The following is a 20763-nucleotide window of genomic DNA, read 5'->3' as shown; positions in this document are numbered from 1 at the left end:
TCTCATCTGCCGAATGGGAAAGTTCGACTCTGGCGCGGCTCGCCGGGGCGGTCTCCGCGTGGTTCGAGGGGGCTACGTAAGGGCGTCGCGCAGGGCACTGGCTGCGGAGCTCGGAGGCTGCGACACCCGACGAAGCTGCCTGGAGGTCCAGGCGGCCGCGAAATTAAGCATCTGACCTGGGCGAACGCTGGAAGACCGCTACAGTAACCGTGTAGACGAGACTGGTTGGTTCGTCATGGGCCTGGAGGTAGAGAGGATCCGATGGGGATAAAGCGAGGTGTCACACGCCGCCGCAGTTCGTGGCCGGCGGAAGCGGTGTTGGACAAGCCTGAGCCCCTTGTTGATCAGTCACTCTTCAATCGCTCCGTGATCAGCCCTCTTAGATATCCGGGCGCCAAGCGTCAGTTGGTACCTGTCATCGAGGGCCTCATCGCCGCCAACATCCCTCCCCCACGCCTGCTCGTGGAGCCATTCTGCGGAGGCGCGACGACGACCTTGAGGCTACTCGGCGCAGGAGTGGCCGAGCACGGCATCTTGGCAGACGTCGACCCGCTGGTTGCCGCCTTCTGGAAAACAGCCGCCTTCGATGCGTCGTGGCTGATCTCTTCCATGCATGAGCTGACGATAACGGTCGAGGAGTGGGACCGTTGGCGTGCCGCCAGCCCTCGCAGCCGACGAGATCGTGCTCTTAAGTGCCTCTTCTTGAATCGCACGACCTTCTCGGGGATCCTCCACGGCCGGGCGGGACCCATCGGTGGGCGTGCTCAAGTATCGAAGTACACGATTGACTGCCGGTTCGGCCTGGAGGGCCTGACACGAAGGATCAATGGGGTAGCCGAACTGGCTGCGACAGGACGGTTGTTGGATGTCTGGCAGGCTGACTGGCGAACTACTCTACAGAGGGTCTCTGAACGCTTCAGGTTCCTCGAAGATCGCGAAGTGGTCGTCTATTTGGATCCACCGTACGTAGACAAGGCCCTGTGGTTGTACGAGTGGTCGTTTGACAGCGGGGAGCACGGGGCCCTCGCCTCGGCTCTGCTGGCAGACACTCATTATCGCTGGCTACTGTCTTACGACGACCATGGAGTGGTACGCGACCTCTACGGCGGTCAGCAGGGGCAGACGACGTTGCACGTCTCTCACAGGTACACCGCGGCGGGTTCCGAAAAGCGCACTGTCAAGGACGAGTTGCTCGTGACGAACCTCTCAACGATCCCGCCCTCGGACGACTACAGAGTCCTAGATCTAAAAGAGCCCGCCAGCTAGCGCGAGTTGGACTAACCTCAACCGGGACCCCACGGCGTTCGACGTGAAGACGTCGCAGTCACAGGGGCGCTATGCCGGCGTCAGGTCAAGACTGCGCAGGCGCGGTTCTGTCTGGCAGGCAGGCCGGACCTAGCTCTAGGGGAGGGCACATGACCAGGCTATCGGGTATTGCTGGAGCAGCCACAGCTGGCGGGAACCCGTTGACGGCGCTACTCGATGGCGCTAAGAGGCTGGGCGGGATCTACCACCTTGACTATGACAAGGCCATCGTCATCACCGACGACTTCGTAAAGAGGGAAGCGGGTGGTATCCCCCGCAACGGCTTCCTCTTGGCGGCAGCCACGGTGCCTACTAAAGAGACGAATGCCCCGCTAGACGAAGATGAAGTTATCTTGCTCCGCGTCCGGGGAACCGCTGCGCTGCCCAATGAGAGCGAATTGATCGCCACGCGGCTCGCGGCCATGCGCACCGCAGATGTTCGCGATCAGCGACCGGAAGCCGTGATCGATAACCTGACCTCAAGCCAGATCGAGATGTCCGCTTTTGACTGCGAGGTACTTGGGACCTTCTACTCGGATTTGGTTGCGCGTCAGCCGTATGTACAGTGGGGCGCCGATATTGACAACGTGTACTCGGGTGCCCGCTATTTTGTATACCTCCCCTCAGAGGAAGTGCTCTCTTTCATCGCCTCTTATCCTGACAGAACATCGGACGAGATCGAGAAAAGAGAAGAGCCTGACCTGATCGACATTGGCGTTGTCCGTTTCTCTTCCACGCGCCGCCGCGCGGTAGCTGCAAAGATGGACAACGTCCCCGTGAAGGTTCGCGTAACCGACTTCATTTCGCGAAAGACCGCGGTTCTAGGTATGACGCGTGTGGGTAAGTCGAATACCAATAAAACCCTTTGCACGGCCGTCTTCGAACATGCAGCACGTACTCGAAAGAACATCGGTCAGCTCATTTTTGATCCACAGGGTGAATACGCCAACGTAAACGAGCAGGACAAAACCGGCCTTCGGTTGCTGGGTATCGGCGGCGATCGCGTCCGGATCTACAAGATGAAGCCCGATCCCAACGATAGCCAGGAATTCCCCCTGGCTGTGAATTTTCATGACACGAATGAGTTTCCCATGGTATGGGAGATGCTGGGGGATTCACTTGCGGACATGAGCGCGTCGTATGCTAACGCGTTCAAGACAGCTCGGCTGCTGGAACCCGATCGTGACGACTATCCCGTCGGACCTGCTGGCGAGCGCGAATATTACGACAGCCTTTGCGATGTCCAAAGGGGCAAACTTGCATTCTATGCCCTGCTTGCCAAGGCGAGTTACTCAGGGTCTGCACCAGGTTTTACTCTTCGTTTCAAAATGGATAAGGCCACCCGGGCCGCGTTTGAAAAGGACCGACCGGGCATCCTTGAGTTGGTAAATTCCAACAATGGTCTCTGTGCTGTCCATTCCCCCGCGGAGGCCAAGACGGTTGTTACGTGGCTATCGGAACGCATAGCAGAGGTCGTGAACGACGATGTGCCGCCCCAATATAAGCAAGTGAATGCCGCCACGTGGCAAAACTGCGATCCTTTCATGGCGGTGCTGGCCGTATTCGACGCCAGGGTCGGAAGCGCGGTAATCAACCGAATTAGGACACTGGTTGACTTTCATGACCCCGCGAGTCGCGGTGACCTAGCTGACAAAGTTTGGGATGACCTGGTGGCAGGAAGGTTGGTAATTATTGACCTCTCCGTCGGGAGTGACCGAGTCATCACGATGCTTTCCGAGCGCCTGGTTTTCCGACTCATCGATCGCGCCAATCAGCGATTCAGGGCAAACTTGCCAAATGCGCCAATTCAGATCGTAGTTGAAGAGGCGCACAACCTCTTTGATCGAACTAAGGCGGGCAAGTCCACAGTAAAGGACGACCCCTGGGTGCGCCTCGCGAAAGAAGCCGCAAAGTACGAAATGGGCCTTGTGTACGCGACGCAAGAGGTAACGAGCATTGACAAGCGAATTCTGTCAAACACCTCGAACTGGGTGGTGGCACATCTGAACTCTGACAATGAGACGCGTGAACTGAGTCATTATTACGACTTTGCCGTCTTTGCCGATGGCCTGCGGAAGGTGGAGGATCGCGGCTACGCCAGAATGAAGACATTCTCAGGGAAGTACATCGTTCCGGTGCAGATCGCGAAGTTTGACCACGCCATGATCAACCGTGCGCGCGAGGCGGCTGGTCTTCCTCCTATCAATCCCTGAGGGTGATGAAATGCCTTACGAGCAAGAGCGGGCCTCACGGATTGGCCATGTACAAACTGCGCTCAGTCCCGCGATCAGCGAAGCGATGGAGCGCTGGCAAACCCCCGCCCTTGAGGTAGGTGATCCTGCTCATATCACAGAAAGGCTCACTTCACTCGAGAGTCTAAACAGAGATGACCGCCCCGATCCAACATTTGCCATTGCCTTTGACGGATCCAATCAGGAAGTTGAGGCTCGCCCAGGGTACCCGTCGGTCCGTGTTGGATATATCCAGATCGCCGGCGTCTACGTCGACATCTTGAAGTTTCTAGGGGCCAACAGCTCAGGACTTGTTAATGCGCGTCAGCTGGAACGTGCACAGATAACGCAGACGGTGAACAGCGTCCTCCCCGGCTCCAACGTTTTCCTCAAAGGGGTCACTGGGCGAGAATCCTGGCGCGCGGAGTTCGACAGGAGTTTCGCCGAGTCAGAGATCACTGATTTCGGTAATTCGTTCAGTCTTACCGATGCCCTCATGACCATCCACGGCAAACCCGGTGCTCCGGCTTCGTCTCTAACCCTGAGTAAATGCCCGTCCTGCGGGGCGTCAAACCAAAGAGTAACGGCCTCAGGCGGCGTATGTACGACTCCGGACTGCATGGAGAAGCTTTACCCAACAGATGTACTTCGCGGATACGAGGAGTTCACTGACGATGGGGAGAATGCACTCACTCTCACGCGAGCCATGAACATGGCTGAACGCCTGCTACTTATTTCCTACATTGACGGCTTCTATCGGGTGGAACCCCGGATGCTGTCACAAGGCATCTTTATTACTGACGGCCCATTGGCTGTCTACGGTCCTGCCGCACCCATGAAGTCCAAGTTCCTTGAGTATTGGACCCAACTCTGTGTTGCCATGGATCGGCGCGACATCGCGCCTCCTCTGTTGGTTGGAATTGAGAAGTCCGGCCGTTTCGCCGATCACGCACGTGTAATTGAGCGTCACATTCCAAACGGGCACGTCATGATGCTGGATACTCCTTATATCAATCGATATGTAACGAATCAAAAACCCGACCATCACTATGGGAAGGATGAGTTCTACGGTCGCCGCTTCATCTATAAGACGAGTACCGGCGAGTCACTTGTCGTGACGGTTCCGCGAGTTCCTGGGGGACATCCGTACGAGAAACCTCAACGGGATAGCGCCGGCGGCTTCATCCAGGTTCCATCCGAAAAATACGAGTCGTATCCAACGCTCAGAGCGACCCTTGAGGCATTGGATCTCATGCAAACCCAGTTGTATCCCAACGCCGTTATTCCTGTCGCCCTCGCCCATTCGGCTTCTTCGCTTCCCTTGGGAACTGGTCGCAGCGTCCTGACGCTGCTTGCTCAACGAAGCCTTGGAATGCCACAAGACAGCGTTGGCCTGAGTCGGTTCAAGCCGCCCAAATATAGGTAACAGGGATGGTAAAGGTAACACCTATCGGGTGTAGTTAATTCTGTGCGAAGTCCCCGTTCTCCTTGGCTAGTTTGATTAGCTGGGAAAATGCCGAATTTAAATTTTGTTCATGCCGCCGTTTACATACCATTGGCTATCAGCCAAGGCATTGCAGAGAGCGCCCTCCCACGTATTACCCGCAGTCGACCAATAACCCGCTGCGGCCTCCTGTAGGTGCAGGCGCAGCTCATCTGGCCCGGCACGTTTGAGTAGGCCGGAGTGCTGCATCCTGTCAGTCGCGAGTTTCCCTGCCGCGGCAAGGGCGTACTGTCGGCGCAGCTCAAAAAACGTAAAGTGTCGTACTACCCGATCGGTGAAAGTAGCGCTCCAGTCGCCACCCGGTCTAACAAAATACTCGGCACGAGCTGGAGAATCCTCGTGAATCCGTGCCTCCAGCCATTGACTCGTTCCAAGGCTGTCGAAGTAGGGATGTAGGAGTGTCTCGGTTTCATCTGCAGGATCTTTACTGGACTTCCTTTGGTTGCACTTGTTGCATGCCGGAACCAAGTTCGCTGGAGTGATCGCCAGAATTGGGTATTCACTCTTAGGTAGCTGGTGGTCGAGAGTTGTTGCGATCCCTCGCCCGCACAAAGGGCAACGCTCGTACGGTGCACCCTCCAGAATTTGATCATATATATCACGGCCGGCCTTGCTAGTTACCAAGCCGCCGTCGTACGCGAATTCTAGATACTCTCCGTCGCTCCCTGTTGCAGGAAGTTGTCTGCTGAGATCGTGCAACGTTCCGTCACGCCCGGCTGCGAGGTACAGCATCTCTGCCGTTTTCATGTCAGACGTTCTTGCGTCAATCCTATTGGAGTGTGGTTGACGTCGCATTCGTAGTGTCACCGCTGCCGCGGCTTCTGCGACCGTAACCTCAGGAATGTCAAGTTGCAGCATTAGCCCTCAAGTTCAGAGCGGCGCTCAGCGATCAGGGCGCGCAAAAGAGCACGTGCTTCGGTTCCAATTGAATGGAACCGGTCGATAATTTCCTCGTAGCTTGCCCCGGAGTCAACCATTTCAGCAAGCCGCCGGTAGTAACCAGTTGCGGTTACCTCAAGGTGGAAGACGGAACGAGTTAGATCACCCACATTCTCGCCCCACGTCTCGATCTCCGGGGGATCAGCCCGCAGCCTTCGGCCGTGCCGGCGGAGCACGAAAGTACACTTGCGAGGGATTTCCTGGAGAACCACAGGAGAGTGTGTCGCGAGCAGAGCCATGCCGTTTCTGTCCCGTAGAAGATCCGAGATGCTCTTAACCAATGCTGACAGTAGGGGCGGGTGAAGGTGTGTTTCCGGTTCGTCGATAAGGACGAGAGTCCGTTCCGTGACGCTTGCGACCAAATGGGTCATCGTCTGATAGACCATTCTGTGCCCTGAACTTAGCTCTTCTAGCAACTCCTCAGCTTCTGCGGCAACCTCATTGATCGGTTCGCCTTCACTGACTCGCAGCAGCAGATCCTCCCGACCCTCAAGGAATCCAGATCCTGCGTAGTTGAGGGTATGCATAGCTTGTAGCCACAGCTGCCGTCTCGTGCCGATCATGCAGATTTCAAAACTTTCTACAAATTCCCGCTTCTGATCTGCCTCTGGCTTTAGGAAAGTTCCCCTATTCCCGCTTGCGTGAAGCCCAACGTATTTAAACGGGAGCAGTGTCGAGGTGCGCGTGTCGCTGGCGAAGAGAGTGTCAAAGGCGCTGAATGATACGGCGACGACATTCATTGGCTCCGCGGTATCATCGCTCAAGTCCGAGATAATTGCCGCGCTCCTGGAAACTTTACCCGCTAGTTGATGCAGGATTCTAGTTTTCCCGGCGCCGTTGCGACCGATCAGCGCGTAAACATTTGATGGCGGATCGGAGTGAGGGTCCACCGCAAAGCGGAGATTAATGGAATTGGAGGCGCCAATTGGTTTGGCTTCAAATGTCCACTCATATTGAACTGTCCTGGCTCGCCCATAGGCGATCTTAGCTAGGCGATCGATTTCTGCCTCGCGGTTCTCAATTCCGCGCATGACGGATTGTTGCAAAACGCGCGTATCTCGAACCCGGCGCCAGAGATGAGTATTAAATGCAAGATCATTCAACCCGCGGAAAAGGTTGTGTCGGATTTCATTCGGCAGCTCGTTTAGATTGGAATAGTAGGAATCGTCGACGCCGAGACTAAAGTACCCTTGAGGTAGTCGATCGAATGTTTCGTCGAGTTGTTCGCGGGTTGAGAGGATGTCTGGCAGGTCATCGCTCTGCATTCCGGGGTGTGCAATTCGAAGGCGCCCTATTTTGGCAATTTGACCACCTTGAGTGATGCGTATCTTTAGTTCGAATAGTGTCTGAAATCCGAAATCATCCCATTGTTCCGGGAGCAAGTAGGCGCCTGGTGCTTCTCCGACCGCACTTTGCGGTTCAACTAGCTTGAACGTGAAGCTCATCCAGGTAACTCCTAGTTACGTCGGGCGAACCACGGACCGTATGGTGGTGGCAGGCCCGATCTCCACGTTCGGTCGAAGGCGCTGGCGCGTGCGAGTGCCCAACGCAGATTACCGCTCGGTCGTTTGAGCGGGCACGTTGCGGTTGCGGGCAGTGATACCCCAAGGTCGTCCCGAAGAAGTTTCGTTCTCTGGGAATGGCGTCGATGCCCTGCACCGACGCTCGCGGTCGGTGGAGCGGCTTTGGGCTGGAGCTGCTTTGGCGCGAGTGAGCATGGCCCCGTAAGCTTCCGGCGCATCGGGCAGTCTGTGGACCTGCCCGGTAAAGCACGACGTTGGGGCCATGATCTTCGAGGCTCGCGCCAAAGTGGCTGCCTAAAGCCGTGGAGCCGACCGCCCCAGCCACGACGTACCCCTTTTCTGCCGTCAGGCGGCTAATCCCTCTGAGCGGCACGGGCGCCGGCCGGGATGGAGCGAGGCGGAGACAGGAGCGCAGGCCCGGCCGGGGGTCGGGCCGCGCGCGGTGAGCGGAGCGAACCGCCTTGATGAAGTAGAGAAAGTTTTATCCCGCAGGGATGAGCTGCTTGCCGTCGTGGCTCCGCACGTGGGGGCCGTTGCCGTCCAGGGCGTCCAGGAGGCGGACCGCGTAGACCTCGGCCATGCGCTCGCTGACCTCGTCGGGTGTGAGCCAGGAGACGGCTGTCGACTCGCTTGATGTGCGCTCGGTGCCGCCGGAGGGCTTGCAGCGGAAGACCAGAGCGACGATGCCCCGGGTCGTGTTCTTGTAGACGCCGGTGAGCTGGTCCACCTCGACGTGGATGCCTGTCTCTTCCCAGACCTCGCGGGCAACGCCGGCCTCGGGCGTCTCGTTGAGTTCGAGGATGCCGCCGGGGAGCTCCCAGGTGCCGTTGTCGGCTCGGCGGATCGCCAGGAGGCGGCCGTCCTCGCGCACCACTACTCCGGCGACGGAGACGGAGTGCAGGGGGGTGGGTGCCGCTGCCTGTGGTTGACTCATGTAGAGGAGCATAGGAGGCAGGGAAGGACTATGGGAACTGCGGCGGGAGGGGCCGGTTCCGGTCCTCGGTATGTGCAGATCGCTGATGACCTTGTGCAGCAGATCCGGGCGGGGGTTCTCAAGGCCGGCGACATGGTGCCGAGCGAATCCGAGCTGGTGGATCGCTACGGCGTCTCCGGCGGGACGATTCGCAAGGCCATGGTCGAGGTGCGGGCGAGCGGGCTCGTCGAGACCCGGCATGGCAAGGGCTCGATCGTGAAGAATCGGCCCCCTGTACGGCACCGCTCCTCCGATCGGTTCCGGCGCTCGCTCCGGCAAGGTGGCCAGGCCGCCTACCTCGCGGAGTCTGCACAGTCCGGCGCTACCGCCAAAGTCAGCGTCCTCTACATCGGTCCCATGGACGCGCCCGAGGATGCCGCCGAGCGCCTGGGCGTTCCCGCCGGTACGCAGGTGTTGGCCCGTCGGCGCCTCTACTTCCGTAACGGCACTCCGGTGGAAACCGCCTCGTCGTACCTGGCCTGGGACGTGGTGAAGGAGATTCCCGAGCTGTTCGCCGAGAACCCCGGGGGCGGTGGCATCTACGCCCGACTCGAAGACCACGGGCATGAGTTCGCAGAGTTCGTCGAGACGCTGCAAGCGCGCCCGGCCTCGAAGTCGGAGGCGTCGGAACTGGCGCTTAGCCCTGGTGCGCCCGTGGTTCACCTGATCCGGGAGGCCCGTACGACTGCGGGTCGGGTGGTCGAGGTGTGCGACACGCTCATGGCCGCTGACCAGTTCGTTTTCGAGTATCGGATCCCTGCCGCCGACTGACGTCCGCTCAACTTCCCTCGACCCGTCGCGAGTTCTTCTTCGTGGCGGGTTGACTCATGTACAGGAGTCATGCACTCTTCTTCATGTCACTCATATACATGAGTGACGGAGTTCAGCATCTATAGAGGAGTGATCTGCTGTGCGTCAGATTCCCGTCGACACCTCCAGCGCTGTCGTGATGGTCGCCAAGACTCCGCAGGTCAAGGTCCGTGACCGCCGCACCGGTGAGATCGCCACCGACATGGAGACCGGTGCTCAGCTCATGACCGTGGACGTGATGTTCGCGGCGAACGAGGAGGTGGAGATCCTGTCCGTCACCGTTCCGGAGCCCGGGATCACCGGTGAGCTGTCCATGGGTACGCCGGTCGCGCTCACCGGCCTGGTCGCACGTCCGTGGGAGAACGACTTCAACGGTCAGCGGCGGCACGGCATCGCGTTCCGCGCGGTCGCGGTCACCTCGCTCGCCGATGTCGCCACCACAGGGTCGAAGGCGGCCTGATCATGACCGCCTTCACGGTCGCTCTGGTGCTGGTCGTCGCCGCTGCGGGTCTCCTGCGGTGGCGGCGGCCCGCCTGGTACTGGCTGGCCTTCGGGGTCACTCTGGCCGCGCTGCGGGTCTTGGTCCGGTACCGCTCGGTCATGGACGCGTGCGGGTTGACCGTTCCGCCGGCGCGTTGGCGATTATCTCTGGCTCGGGCCACCAACCGTCCGATTCCTGAGCCCCGCCCACCGCGTATCCGGCGACTGCGGCCGACTCGCACCGGCCTGGTCCTCCGACTCAAGCTCCGTCCCGGCCAAGACGTCTTCGACATCGCCGCGGCCTCGGACCGGCTTCGGCACTCGTTCTCGATGTTCGGCGTGACCTCGCGTGAGGTGCGGTCCGGTGTCGTCGAGGTGCGGATGACCGGATACGACGTGCTCAAGCGGGTGCAGATGCCTGCTGAGACGGAGACCCGGCCGATGCGGGTACCGGTCGCCCTTCGGGAGGACGGGTCGGTGCACTACCGCGACTACCGCGCGATTCCTCACGCCCTCACCCTCGGTGCCACGGAGTCCGGCAAGTCCGTCTACCAACGCAACCTGGTCGCCGGCCTTGCTCCTCTGGGCGTTGCCCTCGTCGGCATCGACTGCAAGCAGGGGGTCGAACTCTTCCCGCTGGCACGACGGTTCTCCGCGCTGGCCGACAGCCCGGACACCGCTGCCGAGCTCCTCGATGCACTCGTGGCGCGGATGGCGGACGTCTACCGCCTCATCCGTACCCAACAGCGCATCACCGTCAATGTGCCGGACGCGGAGATCGCCGCCGACATCTGGGACCTGCCTGATGAGCTCCGCCCGACCCCGGTCGTCGTCCTGGTCGACGAGGTGGCCGAACTCGCCCTGTACGCAACGAAGGAGGAGGAGAGGCGGCGGGACCGCATCATCACCGCCCTGGTCCGTCTCGCGCAGCTCGGCCGCGCCGCCGGTATCTACCTCGAAATCTGCGGACAGCGCTTCGGCTCCGAACTCGGCAAGGGCATCACCATGCTCCGCGCTCAACTCACCGGCCGCACCGCCCACCGTCTCAACGACGAGACCTCCGCCAACATGGCCTTCGGCGACATCGCCCCGGACGCGGTCCTCGCCGCCATCCAGATTCCCGCCGAACTGCGAGGCCTCGCCATCGCCGGAGACTCGTCCGGCGGTTGGCACCGCATCCGCGCTCCGCACACCTCGCTCCGCCAGGCCGTGAACCTCTGCAACCGGTACGCCGACAGGACCCCGGACCTGCCCGAGCTGGCCCCTTTCCGGCCCACCACCGGCACCGCCACCGAGCTTGTGCCATCGGCGAAGGCATCTCCGACCACCGCCTGATCTCTCCCCCTACTCGGTAGGCGTGACCGTCTTCGCGCCGAGTCCCTACCACTGCCATGCCCAGAGAAGGGAGTACCGCCATGTGCCCCGACTGCGAGGACTTCGCCCGGACCGTGCTTCTGCTCGGCCAACTCGCCCTGTACGCCGACATGGCCGGCGCCGACCTCGACTTCGTGGACGTCGTCAGCCCGTCCCTCGCCGTGTCGCTGCCGGAGCCGCCGCCGGGTACGTTCCCGGACGACTCCGACCCCGCTGAGGACTCCTGATGGGCGCCCGGCACGGTCTCCGGGTCGACGCGGTGTTGATCCAGGCGGTTATCGCCGGAGCTCTGTCCTTCGCCCACCTGCACGACCTCGCCGCCGCGGCCGGACAGGACGGCTGGAAGGCATGGGCCTATCCGGTCAGCGTCGACCTGCTCCTTGTAGCCGCCTGGCGTCGGCTGCGCAGCGATGGTCCGTCTCGGTTGGCCTGGTGCTGGTTCCTGATCGCCCTGTTCGCCTCGCTCGGCGCCAACGTCGCCACCGCCGGGTTCCTCGACCTGGCCGACCCGCCGGCCCCGCTCCGGCTCGGCATCGCCGGATGGCCCGCACTCGCCTTCCTCGGCGGCACTCTCCTCGCCCACTCGTCGGGGAAGCCGGAGCCAGCTCCGCCAGCCGCCGTCACGGAGACGAAGGACGTCGAGCCAGCGCGTGTGCCTGACGCCGCCCCGATCCCATCCCCGGCAGACGAACCCCCTGCGACAACGGCTCTGTCCTCGCCTCCGGCCCCGTCCCCGGATCCGCCCGTTCCCGCCGTGCTGATCGACCACGCCCGCAAGGTCGCCGACGAGTACCGCACCCGCACCGGATCACCGATCGACACCGACACCCTCCGCTCCCGCCTCGGCGTTCCGCCCCACCTCGCCGACGCCATCGCCGCCCGCCTCAGCTGAGCGCGAAGGAGAACTGAGATGACTCACGATCCCGCCGACCTGACCGTGGCCGACTACCTCGACGGAGCGCGTGAGATGGCCGCAGCCGGACGCCCCTTCCTCGCCCACCTGCTCGCCGAGGAAGCCGCACGGCGCGTCGACGACCCGGCCACCGCCCGCAGCATCCGCACCCAGTACACCGACCCGACGACCGACAGGGGCTGACCGGCATGCCCGCCCGCGACAGCTTCCACTCCGTGATGCGTATCGGCCCCGTGCAGATCGGCACCCACCGCGACCGCACCGGCCGCACCGCCCACGCCGCCGTCTGCACTGCCGACCGCTGCGGCTGGTCCGCCGACTACTCCAGCCGGACCGCCGCCCAGCTCGCCGCCCGTACCCACCGCTGCACCGCCCGTTAGGAGACAGCGTCCATGGACGTCCCCCTCTGGATCGCCCTGCTGGTCGTCGGCTACCTCGGCATCAAGCTCTTCCGTCCGCCGGTGTGGCTGATCTGCGTGCTCCTCCTCGGCGGCTACTTCCTCGCCGACAGCCTCTTCGCCTCTGTCATCGACACCGCCGTCAAGTAACCCGCGCCCGGGAGAGGAGAACCACCCATGTTCCAGCCCAAGATCCCGACCATGCCGCAGCCCTCGGGCCTGGTCACCCCGCCCGCCGTAGCCCAGCCGACCACCATCACGCCGGGCACGCCTGCCCCGGCACCCGCCGCCGCCCCTGAGCCGTCCCGTCCCGTCGTACAGCTGACCCCCGGCACTGCGGTCGCGCTCGTCGGTGCCGGTACTGCCGTCGTCCTGGTCGTCGGCACCGTCCTGGTCTCGCTGCTCCTGGCGGTCGCCGTCACCAGCGCATCGGTCGCCGTCTGCGCGGTCGTCCTGCGCTCCCTGATCGCGTCCGACGCCAAACGCCGCTGACCGGCCCCCGGGCGGCCTCGATACCGCCAAGCATCCGCCGCCCGGGAGCCGTGCCCACCGATCGATCTCGCAACCGGAAGGAACCCCTAGCATGGCCCACCGGCCCGCACCCTCGAAACAGAAGCGGTCCATGCCCGCCCCACGGCTCGACCCCGCCGTCCTCGGGGATGTCCTCCGGGTGGCCTCGGCCTCCGACTACACCCGCTGGGAAGACCAGATCCGCCGCACCGGCGGCTGTGCCGACCCCGTCCATCTGAGCGGCTGGGTAACCTACAAGGACAAGACCACCGGCGAGACCCTGCACCGCTACTCGACCGCGTACGAGCCGGGCGGGCGCCTTCGTATCGCCTGTGGCAACCGTCGCGCCTCCCGCTGCCCCTCCTGCGCCTGGACCTACGCGGGCGACACCTACCACCTGATCCGCGCCGGCCTCGCCGGAGACGACCGCCGAGACATCACCGCCGCCGTCCGCGACCACCCGCGCGTCTTCGCCACCCTCACCGCACCCTCCTTCGGCCCCGTCCACAACCGCCCCGACCGGGGCACCTGCCGTTGCGGCATCGCGCACGCCTCGGACTCCGGGGACCTGGGCTCCGCCCTTGATCCGGAGACCTACGACTACGCGGGCGCCGTGCTGTTCAACAACCACGCCGGGGAGCTCTGGCAGCGTTTCACCACCAGACTCCGCCGCGAACTCGCCATCCACGCGGGCATCCCACGCCGTGAGCTGGGCGACCATCTCCGCGTCTCCTTCGGCAAGGTTGCCGAATTCCAGAAGCGCGGAGCCCTCCACTTCCATGCCGTCGTACGTCTCGACGGCCCGGAGGGGCCTTGTACTCCGCCGCCCTCTTGGGCCACGGTCGATCTCCTCACCGACGCTATACGCGCCGCAGCCGCGCACTCGTACACGTCGGTCTCTGTCCCGGCTGCCGGTGAACAGTCGGCCCGGACCTTCCGGTGGGGCCGACAGCTCGACGTCCGCCCGGTCAAGGCCTTCGGCGACGGTTCAGATGTCACCGAACAGGCAGTCGCCTCGTACGTGGCCAAGTACGCCACCAAAGCCGCCGAGAACACCGGCACCCTGGACCGCCGTATCGGTGAGCTCGCCGAACTCGACCGCCACCGCGTTCCCGATCACACCCGTCGGCTCATCACCGCATGCCGTGAGCTCGACAGCCTCTATCCGGACCGGCGCCTCTGGGCCTGGGCCCACATGCTCGGCTTTCGCGGTCACTTCTCTTCGAAGTCGCGCACGTACTCCACGACCCTCGGCGCCCTCCGCCAGGAACGCGCCGACTACCGCGCCGCCCAGGAAGCGCCCGCCCTCGGCCTCGCCGACCGCGAACCGGACACGGTCCTCGTCCTGACCGACTGGCAGTACGTCGGCCACGGACACACCCCCGGCGAAGGAGCTCTCGCCGCCACCATCGCCCGCGACCTCCAGACCAACCGCGAGACTGCCCGCGACGCACTGAAGGGGCGCGCTGCCGACGAGGGGGAGTGGTGACCGTGGCGGACCGTCTGCTCACCGTGAATCAGGTCGCCGAACGCCTCGGCACCGGTCTTCGCTTCCCTCGCCGGCTCATCGAGGAACGCCGCATCACGTTCGTCAAGGTCGGCCGACACGTCCGCATCCCCGAGAGTGCCGTGGAGGAGTACGTCAGTGCCCACACGGTGGCGCCGATCGTCCTGCGGCCTGCCTCGGCGTACCCGTACCGGAGGGATGCCTGATGGCCGCGAAGCGTAAGTCCCGACGCGCCTTCGGTCGGATCCGGAAGCTGCCGTCCGGCCGGTTCCAGGCTCGGTACCCGGGGCCTGACGGTGTGCTGCGTGCCGCTGATCAGACGTTCGCGACAACGACGGACGCCGATCGCTGGCTGGCACGGAAGCGAATCGAGATGGAGGAGGGCCGCTGGCTCGACCCCGCCGAGGGGAAGACCACCGTCCGCGACTGGTCGGCACGATGGCTCACCGCAGTCTCCCCGCAGCTCAAGCACAAGACACAGGCGTCCTACCGATCGCTGATCAACTCACTGATCGTTCCGGCGCTCGGTGATCGTGAGCTGGCCAGCCTCCGGCCGATCACCATCGTGGAATGGGTCGGTGCGATGAAGACCCGTGGTCTCAGCGCATCGCGGATCAGGCAGGCCTACCGGGTGCTCTCGCAGATCATGCGGGCGGCCGTCGACAACGAGATGATCGGGCAGACCCCGTGCAGGGGCGTGAAGCTGCCTCGGATGCCGCAGACCGAGCCGCACATCCTCACCCCGCTGGAAGCCTCGCGGATCGTGCGGAACGCGGCGGCGCCGCACGACCTGCTGATCTCCCTGCTCGCGTATGCGGGCCTGCGGGTGGGTGAGGCATTCGCGCTGCGACGGACGGACATCGACGTACTTGGCGGCCTGGTCGTCGTTGATGAGAACCTGGCGGAAGCGAACGGCACCCTCGTCTTCGACACTCCCAAGTCTCATCAGAAACGAGTCCTGCGGATCGGCCCTTCGCTCGCGTCGCGGATTGGCCGGCACCTGGAGACGCTGTCGGGCGGGGAGGACGCTCTCCTCTTCGTCACGCCCGGCGGCAAGCCTCTGCGCTACAACCAGTGGCGTAAGGCGTACTTCGATCCCGCCGTGGCGGCGGCCGGGCTCACCGATGTCACTCCGCATGATCTCCGCGCTTCGCACGGCACGTGGGTGGCCGACCGGTACGGAGTGATGACCGCTGCGCACCGGCTCGGGCACTCGAACGCGAGCGTGACCACTCGGCACTACGCCCGGCCGGTTGCCGGTCGTGATGACCAGGTGGCCGAGGCAGCAGACTCATGGCTCAGCGGACACGATGACGGGTGAGAAGGAGGCTCAGGCCTCAGCAGATGTCTATCTGTTGTGAGGATGGCGTCGTCGCGAGCCTGAATCGTGCAGTTATGGGAGAAGCGTCCCCTGGCCAAGCCCTTGGTTGGGGGACGCGGGCTGAGCGGGGTTGCCGGCGTCGAGCGAGTATGGCGGTTGGGGCCGGCTCGCCAGGAACCTGGGGGTTCCTCGCTGGGTCATGATGGGTTATCAGGACAGTGGGTCGTCCGATGTGCTGGAATACCATTCGGCTGCAGTAGCTGCTGTAGATGATATTCGATTCGAATGGTGTGGATGTGCCGGGGCCTACGAAAGATGAACTTGACAAGGATCAGCTCGATCAGTTGCACGCGGCAACGGTGAAGGCTTCAGAAGCATGCCTCGAATTGAAAAAGCTTTGCGCGCTGATTCTTGTTCCTGTCGGAACCATCATCGCGTCATTCGGCGATAAAAAACCCGGGCCGTCTCTGTTTGTGGCCGGTCTGCTAGTTATTATCGGTTTTTGGATAGCGGACAGCTTCAGCTACTTCTATCAGAGGAAGTTGCGGGGAGCCATGATTCCGATTTGGCGGCGCCGGGCCAGCAACTGCGCTGAACCCTATCCATTCGTCCCAACTTCAGGTGCTGTTAAGCCTTGGCGGGCAGCCTTCAATGCGTCGATGGCCTACTATCTGATCCTCGCCGTACTGTTCAGTCTGGCAGTGGGTGCATACCTGGCTGGCTGGCTGGACGGGTAAGGTTCATCTCATGCGTTACTTTGTTAGCTATGCTAGGCGTGACAGCAGTATTGATCTGTTGTGCAAAGTCAGGGCGCTTCTCTGTGGTGATGAGTGTGACGTCTATATCGACGATCTGGAGGAGCATGGGTCTGGCGTTGACAGATTGCAGGTTGTGATTGATGCGCTGAATTCAGCAGATATTTTTGTGGCCCTCGAATCGCGGCACTACCTCACGACGGATTGGACCCGGTGGGAGTTTGAGACCGCGGTGCGTATGAAAACCGAGATGGTTGCATTTTCGTCAGACTTGGAATTGATGAGGCCGAATGACCCACGTTGGCCGTGGTCGGCCTACGTGTCGGTTGGAGATCGCGCGCCAGTCGCGAACTCGTCCGTGTACTCAGGAGCTAAGGCTCGCCGCTAGCTCCCGCCCTACTGACGTTCGCCCGTCGACTGTCGGAGCAGGAAGACTGCGGCCCAGAGGGCTAGCTTCAATGCTGGGGCACGTACCGGGCACGATGTTGATGAGGTGGGTCAAGATAGAGCGGTCGCGCCTGTCTGACCTGCGGCGGAGCGGTGATCTTTCCCGACTCCCGAAAGGTCTTGAAAACCGTCGTGGCGCGAGTCACCGTGGGTTCAAATCCCACACCCACCGCAGTGCGAGATGGCCCCTGACCAGGTGAATCGGTCGGGGGCCTTCGCCATGCCCGGTCCCCGCCGGGCACGGCTGTTTCCCCTGGTTCCCATCGGGCACGGAACGGCACGCGGGGGCACGGCTGGGCGCTGCCTTTGTGGTTGCGGGGTCGGCCGGTCAGCGGCTGATGGGGTCTCGTAGACGATCTCGCAGTGCGCTGGGGGCACCACGATGTCTGCTGTCCGGGCCGTCACTCGCGGCGCGGATCGGCCGGCATCTGGAGACGCTGCCAGGCGGGAAGGACCCGGCACATGGGTCGCCGACCGACCGAAAGTCGGCACCCGTGGGCCGCGCCGGACAGCTCCGCCTCGCCTGGGAACACGGTCGGCCGGTTCCTGTTCAGGGCATCGACGTCGGCAGATAGGGTCGCGGCCATGGGGGATGCGAAGGGGGATGCGAAGACTCGCAAGTGCGTTTGGTGCGAGAAGCGGTTCACGCGGCGTTCGCTGTGGCGGGCGAAGCGCTACTGCAAGCGGCGGCACCAATGGGCGCACTACGGCGCGATACTGGTCGGCTCCCTGTTCTCCTGAACGATCAGGCAGTGCACCGACCGGCCGAGCAACTCAGAGCGTGCCAGCGGGGCTCGCGCGATGCCCGTGGGGCACGTAGCGGCCCAGTGTTACGGCTCCCGGCCGGGATGTCCCAGGTGTCACCGCGCCTCTGGGCGGGGGTGCTGGAGCGCGCCGAGGATCATGGGGATGTGCTTCCGGTGGGTCACGACGAGTACATCCTCACCGTTGTCCTCGCACTCCAGGACCAGGGCGCGGCCCCCGTGGTCGGGGCGGCCGGCGGGGTCCGTCCGGTAGGGCGGGCGGACGCGGACCGGTGTCAGGGTGTGCGGGATCTCGCGGCGGTAGGCGGAACCGGTTGGGTCCGGGGTGGAGGCCAGATAGGCGGGGCCGGCCACGAGGAAGCCGCCGCCGCTGTCGGCGTAGGGGGTCCCGCCCATGACGCGGCCCGGGAACACCTTCTCCTTCAGGGGCGGGCACGGCGTCAGGGTGACGGTGTCGTCGCCGGCCTGACGTCGCCTCAGGAGAGGTGCGAGCGCCAGGGAGAGCAGCAGGACCACGATCGTGCCCAGTGCGACGAGCCGGAGCGCCGGTCCGATGCCGTCGGTGACGAAGGGGGCCGCCATCCCGAGCAGAGTGAGGGCGAGCCCTCCGCCGGCCGGCAACGCCGCCTGCCAGGGGTACGCCCGGAGAGAGGTCCAGGAGCGCCAGGACATCCAGTACGAGCCCCAGAGGGCGAGCGTCCCGTAGAAGGCGAGACCGAGACCGGAGGCGGAGACGAACCGGTAGTCGTCGCGTGGGTCGGCGTTCGTGTAGCGGCGCGTGGTCCCGAAGTCGACGAACCGGATCTGCCCTCGCCAGTACGTGACCTCGACATGTGCGCCCTTTCGGGCGCGTGGGGGCTCTTGCGGGCCGCCGTCGATGCGGGTGCGGGTGGACGGCCCGTCCACCTCGGTGACGTACAGCCAGTACATGGGTGTCTTGCGGCCGGACACGACGCGCGTCCGGTCGATCCGTGCGGGGGCGGTCCGCAGGCAATCGTCCCCCTGGTCGTTCGGAGCGCAGGTGGCCGCGGCCCTGAAGTCGTGTCCCTCGGCGAGTTCGTCGCGGGTCGTGATCAGCAGCAGCCATGCCGCCGCCAGCACGCACAGGGTGCCGATCACCGCGGCGGCACGTGTCGTTCCCGGGCTCCCGGGGCTGGGTGAACCGTTCTTCGCGAGTGTCACCGGCGCATTCTGCGCATGTGGCGGCAGGTGGGGGCAGGGGGGATGTGCGTACGTCCGGGGGCCCGCTCGCTGCCGGGACACGGCAACGGGCGGGCCCCGGGGTCAGGGGGTGCGAGGCGCGGTCAGGCGGGCGGCGGAGGCGATGGCGGCGCGTGCCTCCTGTTCCGTGAGGCCGGTGCTGCGCGCGGCGTCGGTGAGGGCGTCCGCGAGGGCGTCGCCGAAACCGTGCTCGTACGCGCGGCAGGCGGCCCAGAACAGGCGGGTGTTGCGCTGGCCCTCGTGGGCGGCGCGTACGAACTGCACCAGACCTTCGCCCTGCCGGGCGGGAGTGACCCGGCCTGCGGGACGGTTGGGGCGCGGTGGGGGCGTGAGCAGGCGCAAAAGGGCGCGCGGGCAGGGGGCCGGGGGCAGGTGGGCCGTACCGGGCGCGAGCCGGTATCTGCCGTGGGTGGTGACCGAGCCGGGGCCGACCAGGTAGCCGCCCGTTCCGCGGACGTCGATGCCCGGGGCGAGGCGGCTCGCCGAGTTGGACACGGAGACGCCGGACGGCCCTGTCAGCCAGAGGTGCCGGCCGCCGCTCGGGGTGAGGACGGTGACCGTGGCCGGGATGGTGAACAGGTGCTGGAGGGCCAGCTGCTGGAGCGCGGCCACGGAGTCGTTGCCATGGGCGGTGTCGACGTCGAGGTCGATGCCGATGAGGCGGTGCGGCGGGCGTCCGCAGGCGATGCCGTATCCGGTGGCCCTCGGGGCGGCGGCGAAGAGCGCGCGGACGGCGGCGGGGTCGGTGGTGGCGTCGTGGACGCCGTGGCCGGGCAGCCCGCAGGCGCCCCGGCAGTGCACGGGCGGGTCCTCGTCGTGGTGCGGCGAGCGCAGGGCGGGGAGCTTGGTGGCGGACAGGGGGAAGACGGGGAGCCCGCGCTCGGCGGCGGAGAGCGCGTGCGCCAGGGCCAGGGTGGCGGTCTGCCGGTCGGTGGTGGCCATGCGGTTATTTTCGTACACGCGTTCGAAGAAGGGAAGGGGCTTTACCGGGCGGCCCGGGGAACCTCGTCCCGGACCGCTTGCTCGGTCGCCACCGAGGCCCTGCCGCCCTGCTCCGGAGTCCGGCCCCGCCTCATCCCTCCGGGAGGTTTACCGGGCGGTCCTCATACGTGCGAGGGAATCGCGCGGTGCGGGCGGTTCGCCGGGGGCGCGGTGGGCAGTTCTGCTTCCGCGACGTCGTGACCAGCGCGAAGCGGTCGGCCGACCGCTTCGGAGACAGGCAGCCATATCCAAGACGTATCGAAGCCGTAGCAAGTCGCGTTCCCGGTTCCTGGAGGAAATTGACATGGCACGTATCCGCACCGCTCGCACCCTCGCCGCTGTCGCCGCCCTGCCTCTCGCCGCAGCCCTGTTCGGGGGCGTGGCGGTCGCCGACAACGGTGCGTTCGCGAACGACGGATCGAACGCGGGGGTGGCCACCATCGGATCCGGCGGCGTCGGAGGGGACAACTTCGGCAACTCGTCCACTTCGCAGCAGCAGGCCGTGGGGGACGGTGCCTCCAACCACAGCAACCTGGCCCAGGTGAGCGGTTCGTACTTCACGTGGATCGACCAGTCCACGCACATCGTCACGGTGAACTTCTCGCCGCTCTGGTGACCCGGCCGGGGCAGGCCCGTACGGCGGTTGCCACCGGCGCCGGCGTGCGGGCCCCTCCCGTGCGGTGGGGCGCCGGGCCTCGGGGTGGGGACCCTGAGGCGGATGAAGTGCTCCTCCACCTTCAGGAGGTGGGGACCGCCCCACCCCTACAACCTGAGGCGGACGTGGCTTCGGGACCTGGGGCCGATCCC

At 64.2% G+C, this 20763-nt stretch carries 24 protein-coding genes; 19 read left to right on the top strand and 5 right to left on the bottom strand.

Annotated elements, in window-relative coordinates; genetic code table 11:
* Positions 1-366 precede the first annotated feature (366 nt).
* From ABZY45_RS20765 to ABZY45_RS20755, 3 genes are all read left to right on the top strand, one after another.
* Positions 367-1266 carry a DNA adenine methylase gene (locus ABZY45_RS20765; protein ID WP_356741847.1) on the top strand — a complete coding sequence of 300 codons (900 nt, stop codon included), beginning with the start codon at positions 367-369 and terminating at the stop codon, positions 1264-1266.
* Positions 1267-1415: 149 nt separating this feature from the next.
* Positions 1416-3518: a DUF87 domain-containing protein gene (locus tag ABZY45_RS20760; RefSeq protein ID WP_356741845.1), complete on the top strand. Its 2103-nt coding sequence runs from the start codon at positions 1416-1418 to the stop codon at positions 3516-3518.
* Positions 3519-3528: 10 nt separating this feature from the next.
* Positions 3529-4962, top strand: a complete 1434-nt coding sequence (locus tag ABZY45_RS20755; protein ID WP_356741843.1) for a hypothetical protein — start codon at positions 3529-3531, stop codon at positions 4960-4962.
* Between the two features lie 96 nt (positions 4963-5058).
* Here ABZY45_RS20755 and ABZY45_RS20750 read toward each other — a convergent pair whose 3' ends face one another.
* From ABZY45_RS20750 to ABZY45_RS20740, 3 genes are all read right to left on the bottom strand, one after another.
* Complete coding sequence (locus ABZY45_RS20750; protein ID WP_356741841.1) at positions 5059-5787, bottom strand: HNH endonuclease; 729 nt, start codon at positions 5785-5787, stop codon at positions 5059-5061.
* 110 nt (positions 5788-5897) lie between these two features.
* On the bottom strand, positions 5898-7424 hold the full coding sequence (locus ABZY45_RS20745) for an AAA family ATPase (protein ID WP_356741840.1): 1527 nt from the start codon (positions 7422-7424) through the stop codon (positions 5898-5900).
* 559 nt (positions 7425-7983) lie between these two features.
* Positions 7984-8448 (bottom strand): NUDIX domain-containing protein, encoded by a 465-nt coding sequence (locus tag ABZY45_RS20740; RefSeq protein WP_356741839.1) that lies wholly within the window; start codon positions 8446-8448, stop codon positions 7984-7986.
* 18 nt (positions 8449-8466) lie between these two features.
* On the opposite strand from ABZY45_RS20740, the gene ABZY45_RS20735 reads away from it, so the two are divergent.
* The 15 genes from ABZY45_RS20735 to ABZY45_RS20665 all read left to right on the top strand — a co-directional run bounded on the left by ABZY45_RS20735 (position 8467) and on the right by ABZY45_RS20665 (position 17731).
* Positions 8467-9246 (top strand): GntR family transcriptional regulator, encoded by a 780-nt coding sequence (locus ABZY45_RS20735; RefSeq protein ID WP_356741837.1) that lies wholly within the window; start codon positions 8467-8469, stop codon positions 9244-9246.
* Positions 9247-9385: 139 nt separating this feature from the next.
* Complete coding sequence (locus ABZY45_RS20730) at positions 9386-9745, top strand: hypothetical protein (protein ID WP_098894956.1); 360 nt, start codon at positions 9386-9388, stop codon at positions 9743-9745.
* A 2-nt stretch (positions 9746-9747) separates the two neighbouring features.
* Positions 9748-11100, top strand: coding sequence for an FtsK/SpoIIIE domain-containing protein (locus tag ABZY45_RS20725; RefSeq protein ID WP_356741836.1), 1353 nt, complete (start codon positions 9748-9750; stop codon positions 11098-11100).
* Positions 11101-11180: 80 nt separating this feature from the next.
* A complete protein-coding gene (locus ABZY45_RS20720; RefSeq protein ID WP_015577979.1) occupies positions 11181-11366 on the top strand; it encodes a hypothetical protein in 186 nt (61 codons plus the stop codon).
* On the top strand, positions 11366-12031 hold the full coding sequence (locus ABZY45_RS20715; RefSeq protein WP_356741834.1) for a DUF2637 domain-containing protein: 666 nt from the start codon (positions 11366-11368) through the stop codon (positions 12029-12031). The genes ABZY45_RS20720 and ABZY45_RS20715 overlap by 1 nt, the downstream gene beginning before the upstream one ends.
* A gap of 18 nt (positions 12032-12049) precedes the next feature.
* The gene (locus tag ABZY45_RS20710) at positions 12050-12235 is read left to right on the top strand and encodes a hypothetical protein (RefSeq protein WP_050359925.1); all 186 of its coding nucleotides are present in this window, start codon (positions 12050-12052) and stop codon (positions 12233-12235) included.
* Between the two features lie 5 nt (positions 12236-12240).
* A complete protein-coding gene (locus ABZY45_RS20705) occupies positions 12241-12432 on the top strand; it encodes a mobile element transfer protein (protein WP_056702241.1) in 192 nt (63 codons plus the stop codon).
* A gap of 12 nt (positions 12433-12444) precedes the next feature.
* Complete coding sequence (locus ABZY45_RS20700; RefSeq protein ID WP_266922084.1) at positions 12445-12600, top strand: hypothetical protein; 156 nt, start codon at positions 12445-12447, stop codon at positions 12598-12600.
* A gap of 27 nt (positions 12601-12627) precedes the next feature.
* Entirely contained in the window at positions 12628-12942 is a 315-nt protein-coding gene (locus tag ABZY45_RS20695; RefSeq protein ID WP_356741831.1) for a SpdD-like protein, read from the top strand.
* 91 nt (positions 12943-13033) lie between these two features.
* Positions 13034-14449 (top strand): replication initiator protein RepSA, encoded by a 1416-nt coding sequence (gene repSA, locus ABZY45_RS20690; RefSeq protein WP_356741829.1) that lies wholly within the window; start codon positions 13034-13036, stop codon positions 14447-14449.
* The gene (locus ABZY45_RS20685; RefSeq protein WP_356741828.1) at positions 14446-14673 is read left to right on the top strand and encodes a helix-turn-helix domain-containing protein; all 228 of its coding nucleotides are present in this window, start codon (positions 14446-14448) and stop codon (positions 14671-14673) included. The genes repSA and ABZY45_RS20685 overlap by 4 nt, the downstream gene beginning before the upstream one ends.
* The gene (locus ABZY45_RS20680; RefSeq protein WP_356741826.1) at positions 14673-15788 is read left to right on the top strand and encodes a site-specific integrase; all 1116 of its coding nucleotides are present in this window, start codon (positions 14673-14675) and stop codon (positions 15786-15788) included. The genes ABZY45_RS20685 and ABZY45_RS20680 overlap by 1 nt, the downstream gene beginning before the upstream one ends.
* Positions 15789-16057: 269 nt before the next feature.
* On the top strand, positions 16058-16525 hold the full coding sequence (locus ABZY45_RS20675; RefSeq protein ID WP_356741825.1) for a hypothetical protein: 468 nt from the start codon (positions 16058-16060) through the stop codon (positions 16523-16525).
* Between the two features lie 10 nt (positions 16526-16535).
* On the top strand, positions 16536-16931 hold the full coding sequence (locus ABZY45_RS20670) for a TIR domain-containing protein (RefSeq protein WP_356741824.1): 396 nt from the start codon (positions 16536-16538) through the stop codon (positions 16929-16931).
* 644 nt (positions 16932-17575) lie between these two features.
* The gene (locus tag ABZY45_RS20665; RefSeq protein ID WP_356741822.1) at positions 17576-17731 is read left to right on the top strand and encodes a hypothetical protein; all 156 of its coding nucleotides are present in this window, start codon (positions 17576-17578) and stop codon (positions 17729-17731) included.
* A 119-nt stretch (positions 17732-17850) separates the two neighbouring features.
* Here ABZY45_RS20665 and ABZY45_RS20660 read toward each other — a convergent pair whose 3' ends face one another.
* Together ABZY45_RS20660 and ABZY45_RS20655 are read right to left on the bottom strand one after the other, a co-directional pair.
* Positions 17851-18936: a hypothetical protein gene (locus ABZY45_RS20660; protein WP_356741820.1), complete on the bottom strand. Its 1086-nt coding sequence runs from the start codon at positions 18934-18936 to the stop codon at positions 17851-17853.
* Between the two features lie 102 nt (positions 18937-19038).
* The gene (locus tag ABZY45_RS20655) at positions 19039-19917 is read right to left on the bottom strand and encodes a bifunctional DNA primase/polymerase (protein WP_356741818.1); all 879 of its coding nucleotides are present in this window, start codon (positions 19915-19917) and stop codon (positions 19039-19041) included.
* A gap of 343 nt (positions 19918-20260) precedes the next feature.
* Between ABZY45_RS20655 and ABZY45_RS20650 the strand changes: the two genes are divergently transcribed.
* Entirely contained in the window at positions 20261-20572 is a 312-nt protein-coding gene (locus tag ABZY45_RS20650; protein WP_356741816.1) for a hypothetical protein, read from the top strand.
* Positions 20573-20763 lie beyond the last annotated feature (191 nt).

Source organism: Streptomyces sp. NPDC006516 (assembly GCF_040611875.1).
GTDB lineage: Bacteria > Actinomycetota > Actinomycetes > Streptomycetales > Streptomycetaceae > Streptomyces.
The sequence above is the reverse complement of the archived record's forward strand: the minus strand, read 5'-3'. Positions and strand labels throughout refer to the sequence as shown.

What these genes read in the sequence shown, in the direction of transcription:
- ABZY45_RS20715 (WP_356741834.1), top strand. Translation starts at nt 11,366, where the DNA reads ATGGGCGCCCGGCACGGTCTCCGGGTCGACGCGGTGTTGATCCAGGCG.
- ABZY45_RS20745 (WP_356741840.1), bottom strand. Translation starts at nt 7,424, where the DNA reads ATGAGCTTCACGTTCAAGCTAGTTGAACCGCAAAGTGCGGTCGGAGAA.
- repSA (WP_356741829.1), top strand. Translation starts at nt 13,034, where the DNA reads ATGGCCCACCGGCCCGCACCCTCGAAACAGAAGCGGTCCATGCCCGCC.
- ABZY45_RS20675 (WP_356741825.1), top strand. Translation starts at nt 16,058, where the DNA reads ATGATATTCGATTCGAATGGTGTGGATGTGCCGGGGCCTACGAAAGAT.
- ABZY45_RS20680 (WP_356741826.1), top strand. Translation starts at nt 14,673, where the DNA reads ATGGCCGCGAAGCGTAAGTCCCGACGCGCCTTCGGTCGGATCCGGAAG.
- ABZY45_RS20705 (WP_056702241.1), top strand. Translation starts at nt 12,241, where the DNA reads ATGCCCGCCCGCGACAGCTTCCACTCCGTGATGCGTATCGGCCCCGTG.
- ABZY45_RS20760 (WP_356741845.1), top strand. Translation starts at nt 1,416, where the DNA reads ATGACCAGGCTATCGGGTATTGCTGGAGCAGCCACAGCTGGCGGGAAC.
- ABZY45_RS20735 (WP_356741837.1), top strand. Translation starts at nt 8,467, where the DNA reads ATGGGAACTGCGGCGGGAGGGGCCGGTTCCGGTCCTCGGTATGTGCAG.
- ABZY45_RS20750 (WP_356741841.1), bottom strand. Translation starts at nt 5,787, where the DNA reads ATGAAAACGGCAGAGATGCTGTACCTCGCAGCCGGGCGTGACGGAACG.
- ABZY45_RS20665 (WP_356741822.1), top strand. Translation starts at nt 17,576, where the DNA reads ATGGGGGATGCGAAGGGGGATGCGAAGACTCGCAAGTGCGTTTGGTGC.
- ABZY45_RS20725 (WP_356741836.1), top strand. Translation starts at nt 9,748, where the DNA reads ATGACCGCCTTCACGGTCGCTCTGGTGCTGGTCGTCGCCGCTGCGGGT.
- ABZY45_RS20650 (WP_356741816.1), top strand. Translation starts at nt 20,261, where the DNA reads ATGGCACGTATCCGCACCGCTCGCACCCTCGCCGCTGTCGCCGCCCTG.
- ABZY45_RS20710 (WP_050359925.1), top strand. Translation starts at nt 12,050, where the DNA reads ATGACTCACGATCCCGCCGACCTGACCGTGGCCGACTACCTCGACGGA.
- ABZY45_RS20755 (WP_356741843.1), top strand. Translation starts at nt 3,529, where the DNA reads ATGCCTTACGAGCAAGAGCGGGCCTCACGGATTGGCCATGTACAAACT.
- ABZY45_RS20740 (WP_356741839.1), bottom strand. Translation starts at nt 8,448, where the DNA reads ATGCTCCTCTACATGAGTCAACCACAGGCAGCGGCACCCACCCCCCTG.
- ABZY45_RS20655 (WP_356741818.1), bottom strand. Translation starts at nt 19,917, where the DNA reads ATGGCCACCACCGACCGGCAGACCGCCACCCTGGCCCTGGCGCACGCG.
- ABZY45_RS20700 (WP_266922084.1), top strand. Translation starts at nt 12,445, where the DNA reads ATGGACGTCCCCCTCTGGATCGCCCTGCTGGTCGTCGGCTACCTCGGC.
- ABZY45_RS20720 (WP_015577979.1), top strand. Translation starts at nt 11,181, where the DNA reads ATGTGCCCCGACTGCGAGGACTTCGCCCGGACCGTGCTTCTGCTCGGC.
- ABZY45_RS20670 (WP_356741824.1), top strand. Translation starts at nt 16,536, where the DNA reads ATGCGTTACTTTGTTAGCTATGCTAGGCGTGACAGCAGTATTGATCTG.
- ABZY45_RS20695 (WP_356741831.1), top strand. Translation starts at nt 12,628, where the DNA reads ATGTTCCAGCCCAAGATCCCGACCATGCCGCAGCCCTCGGGCCTGGTC.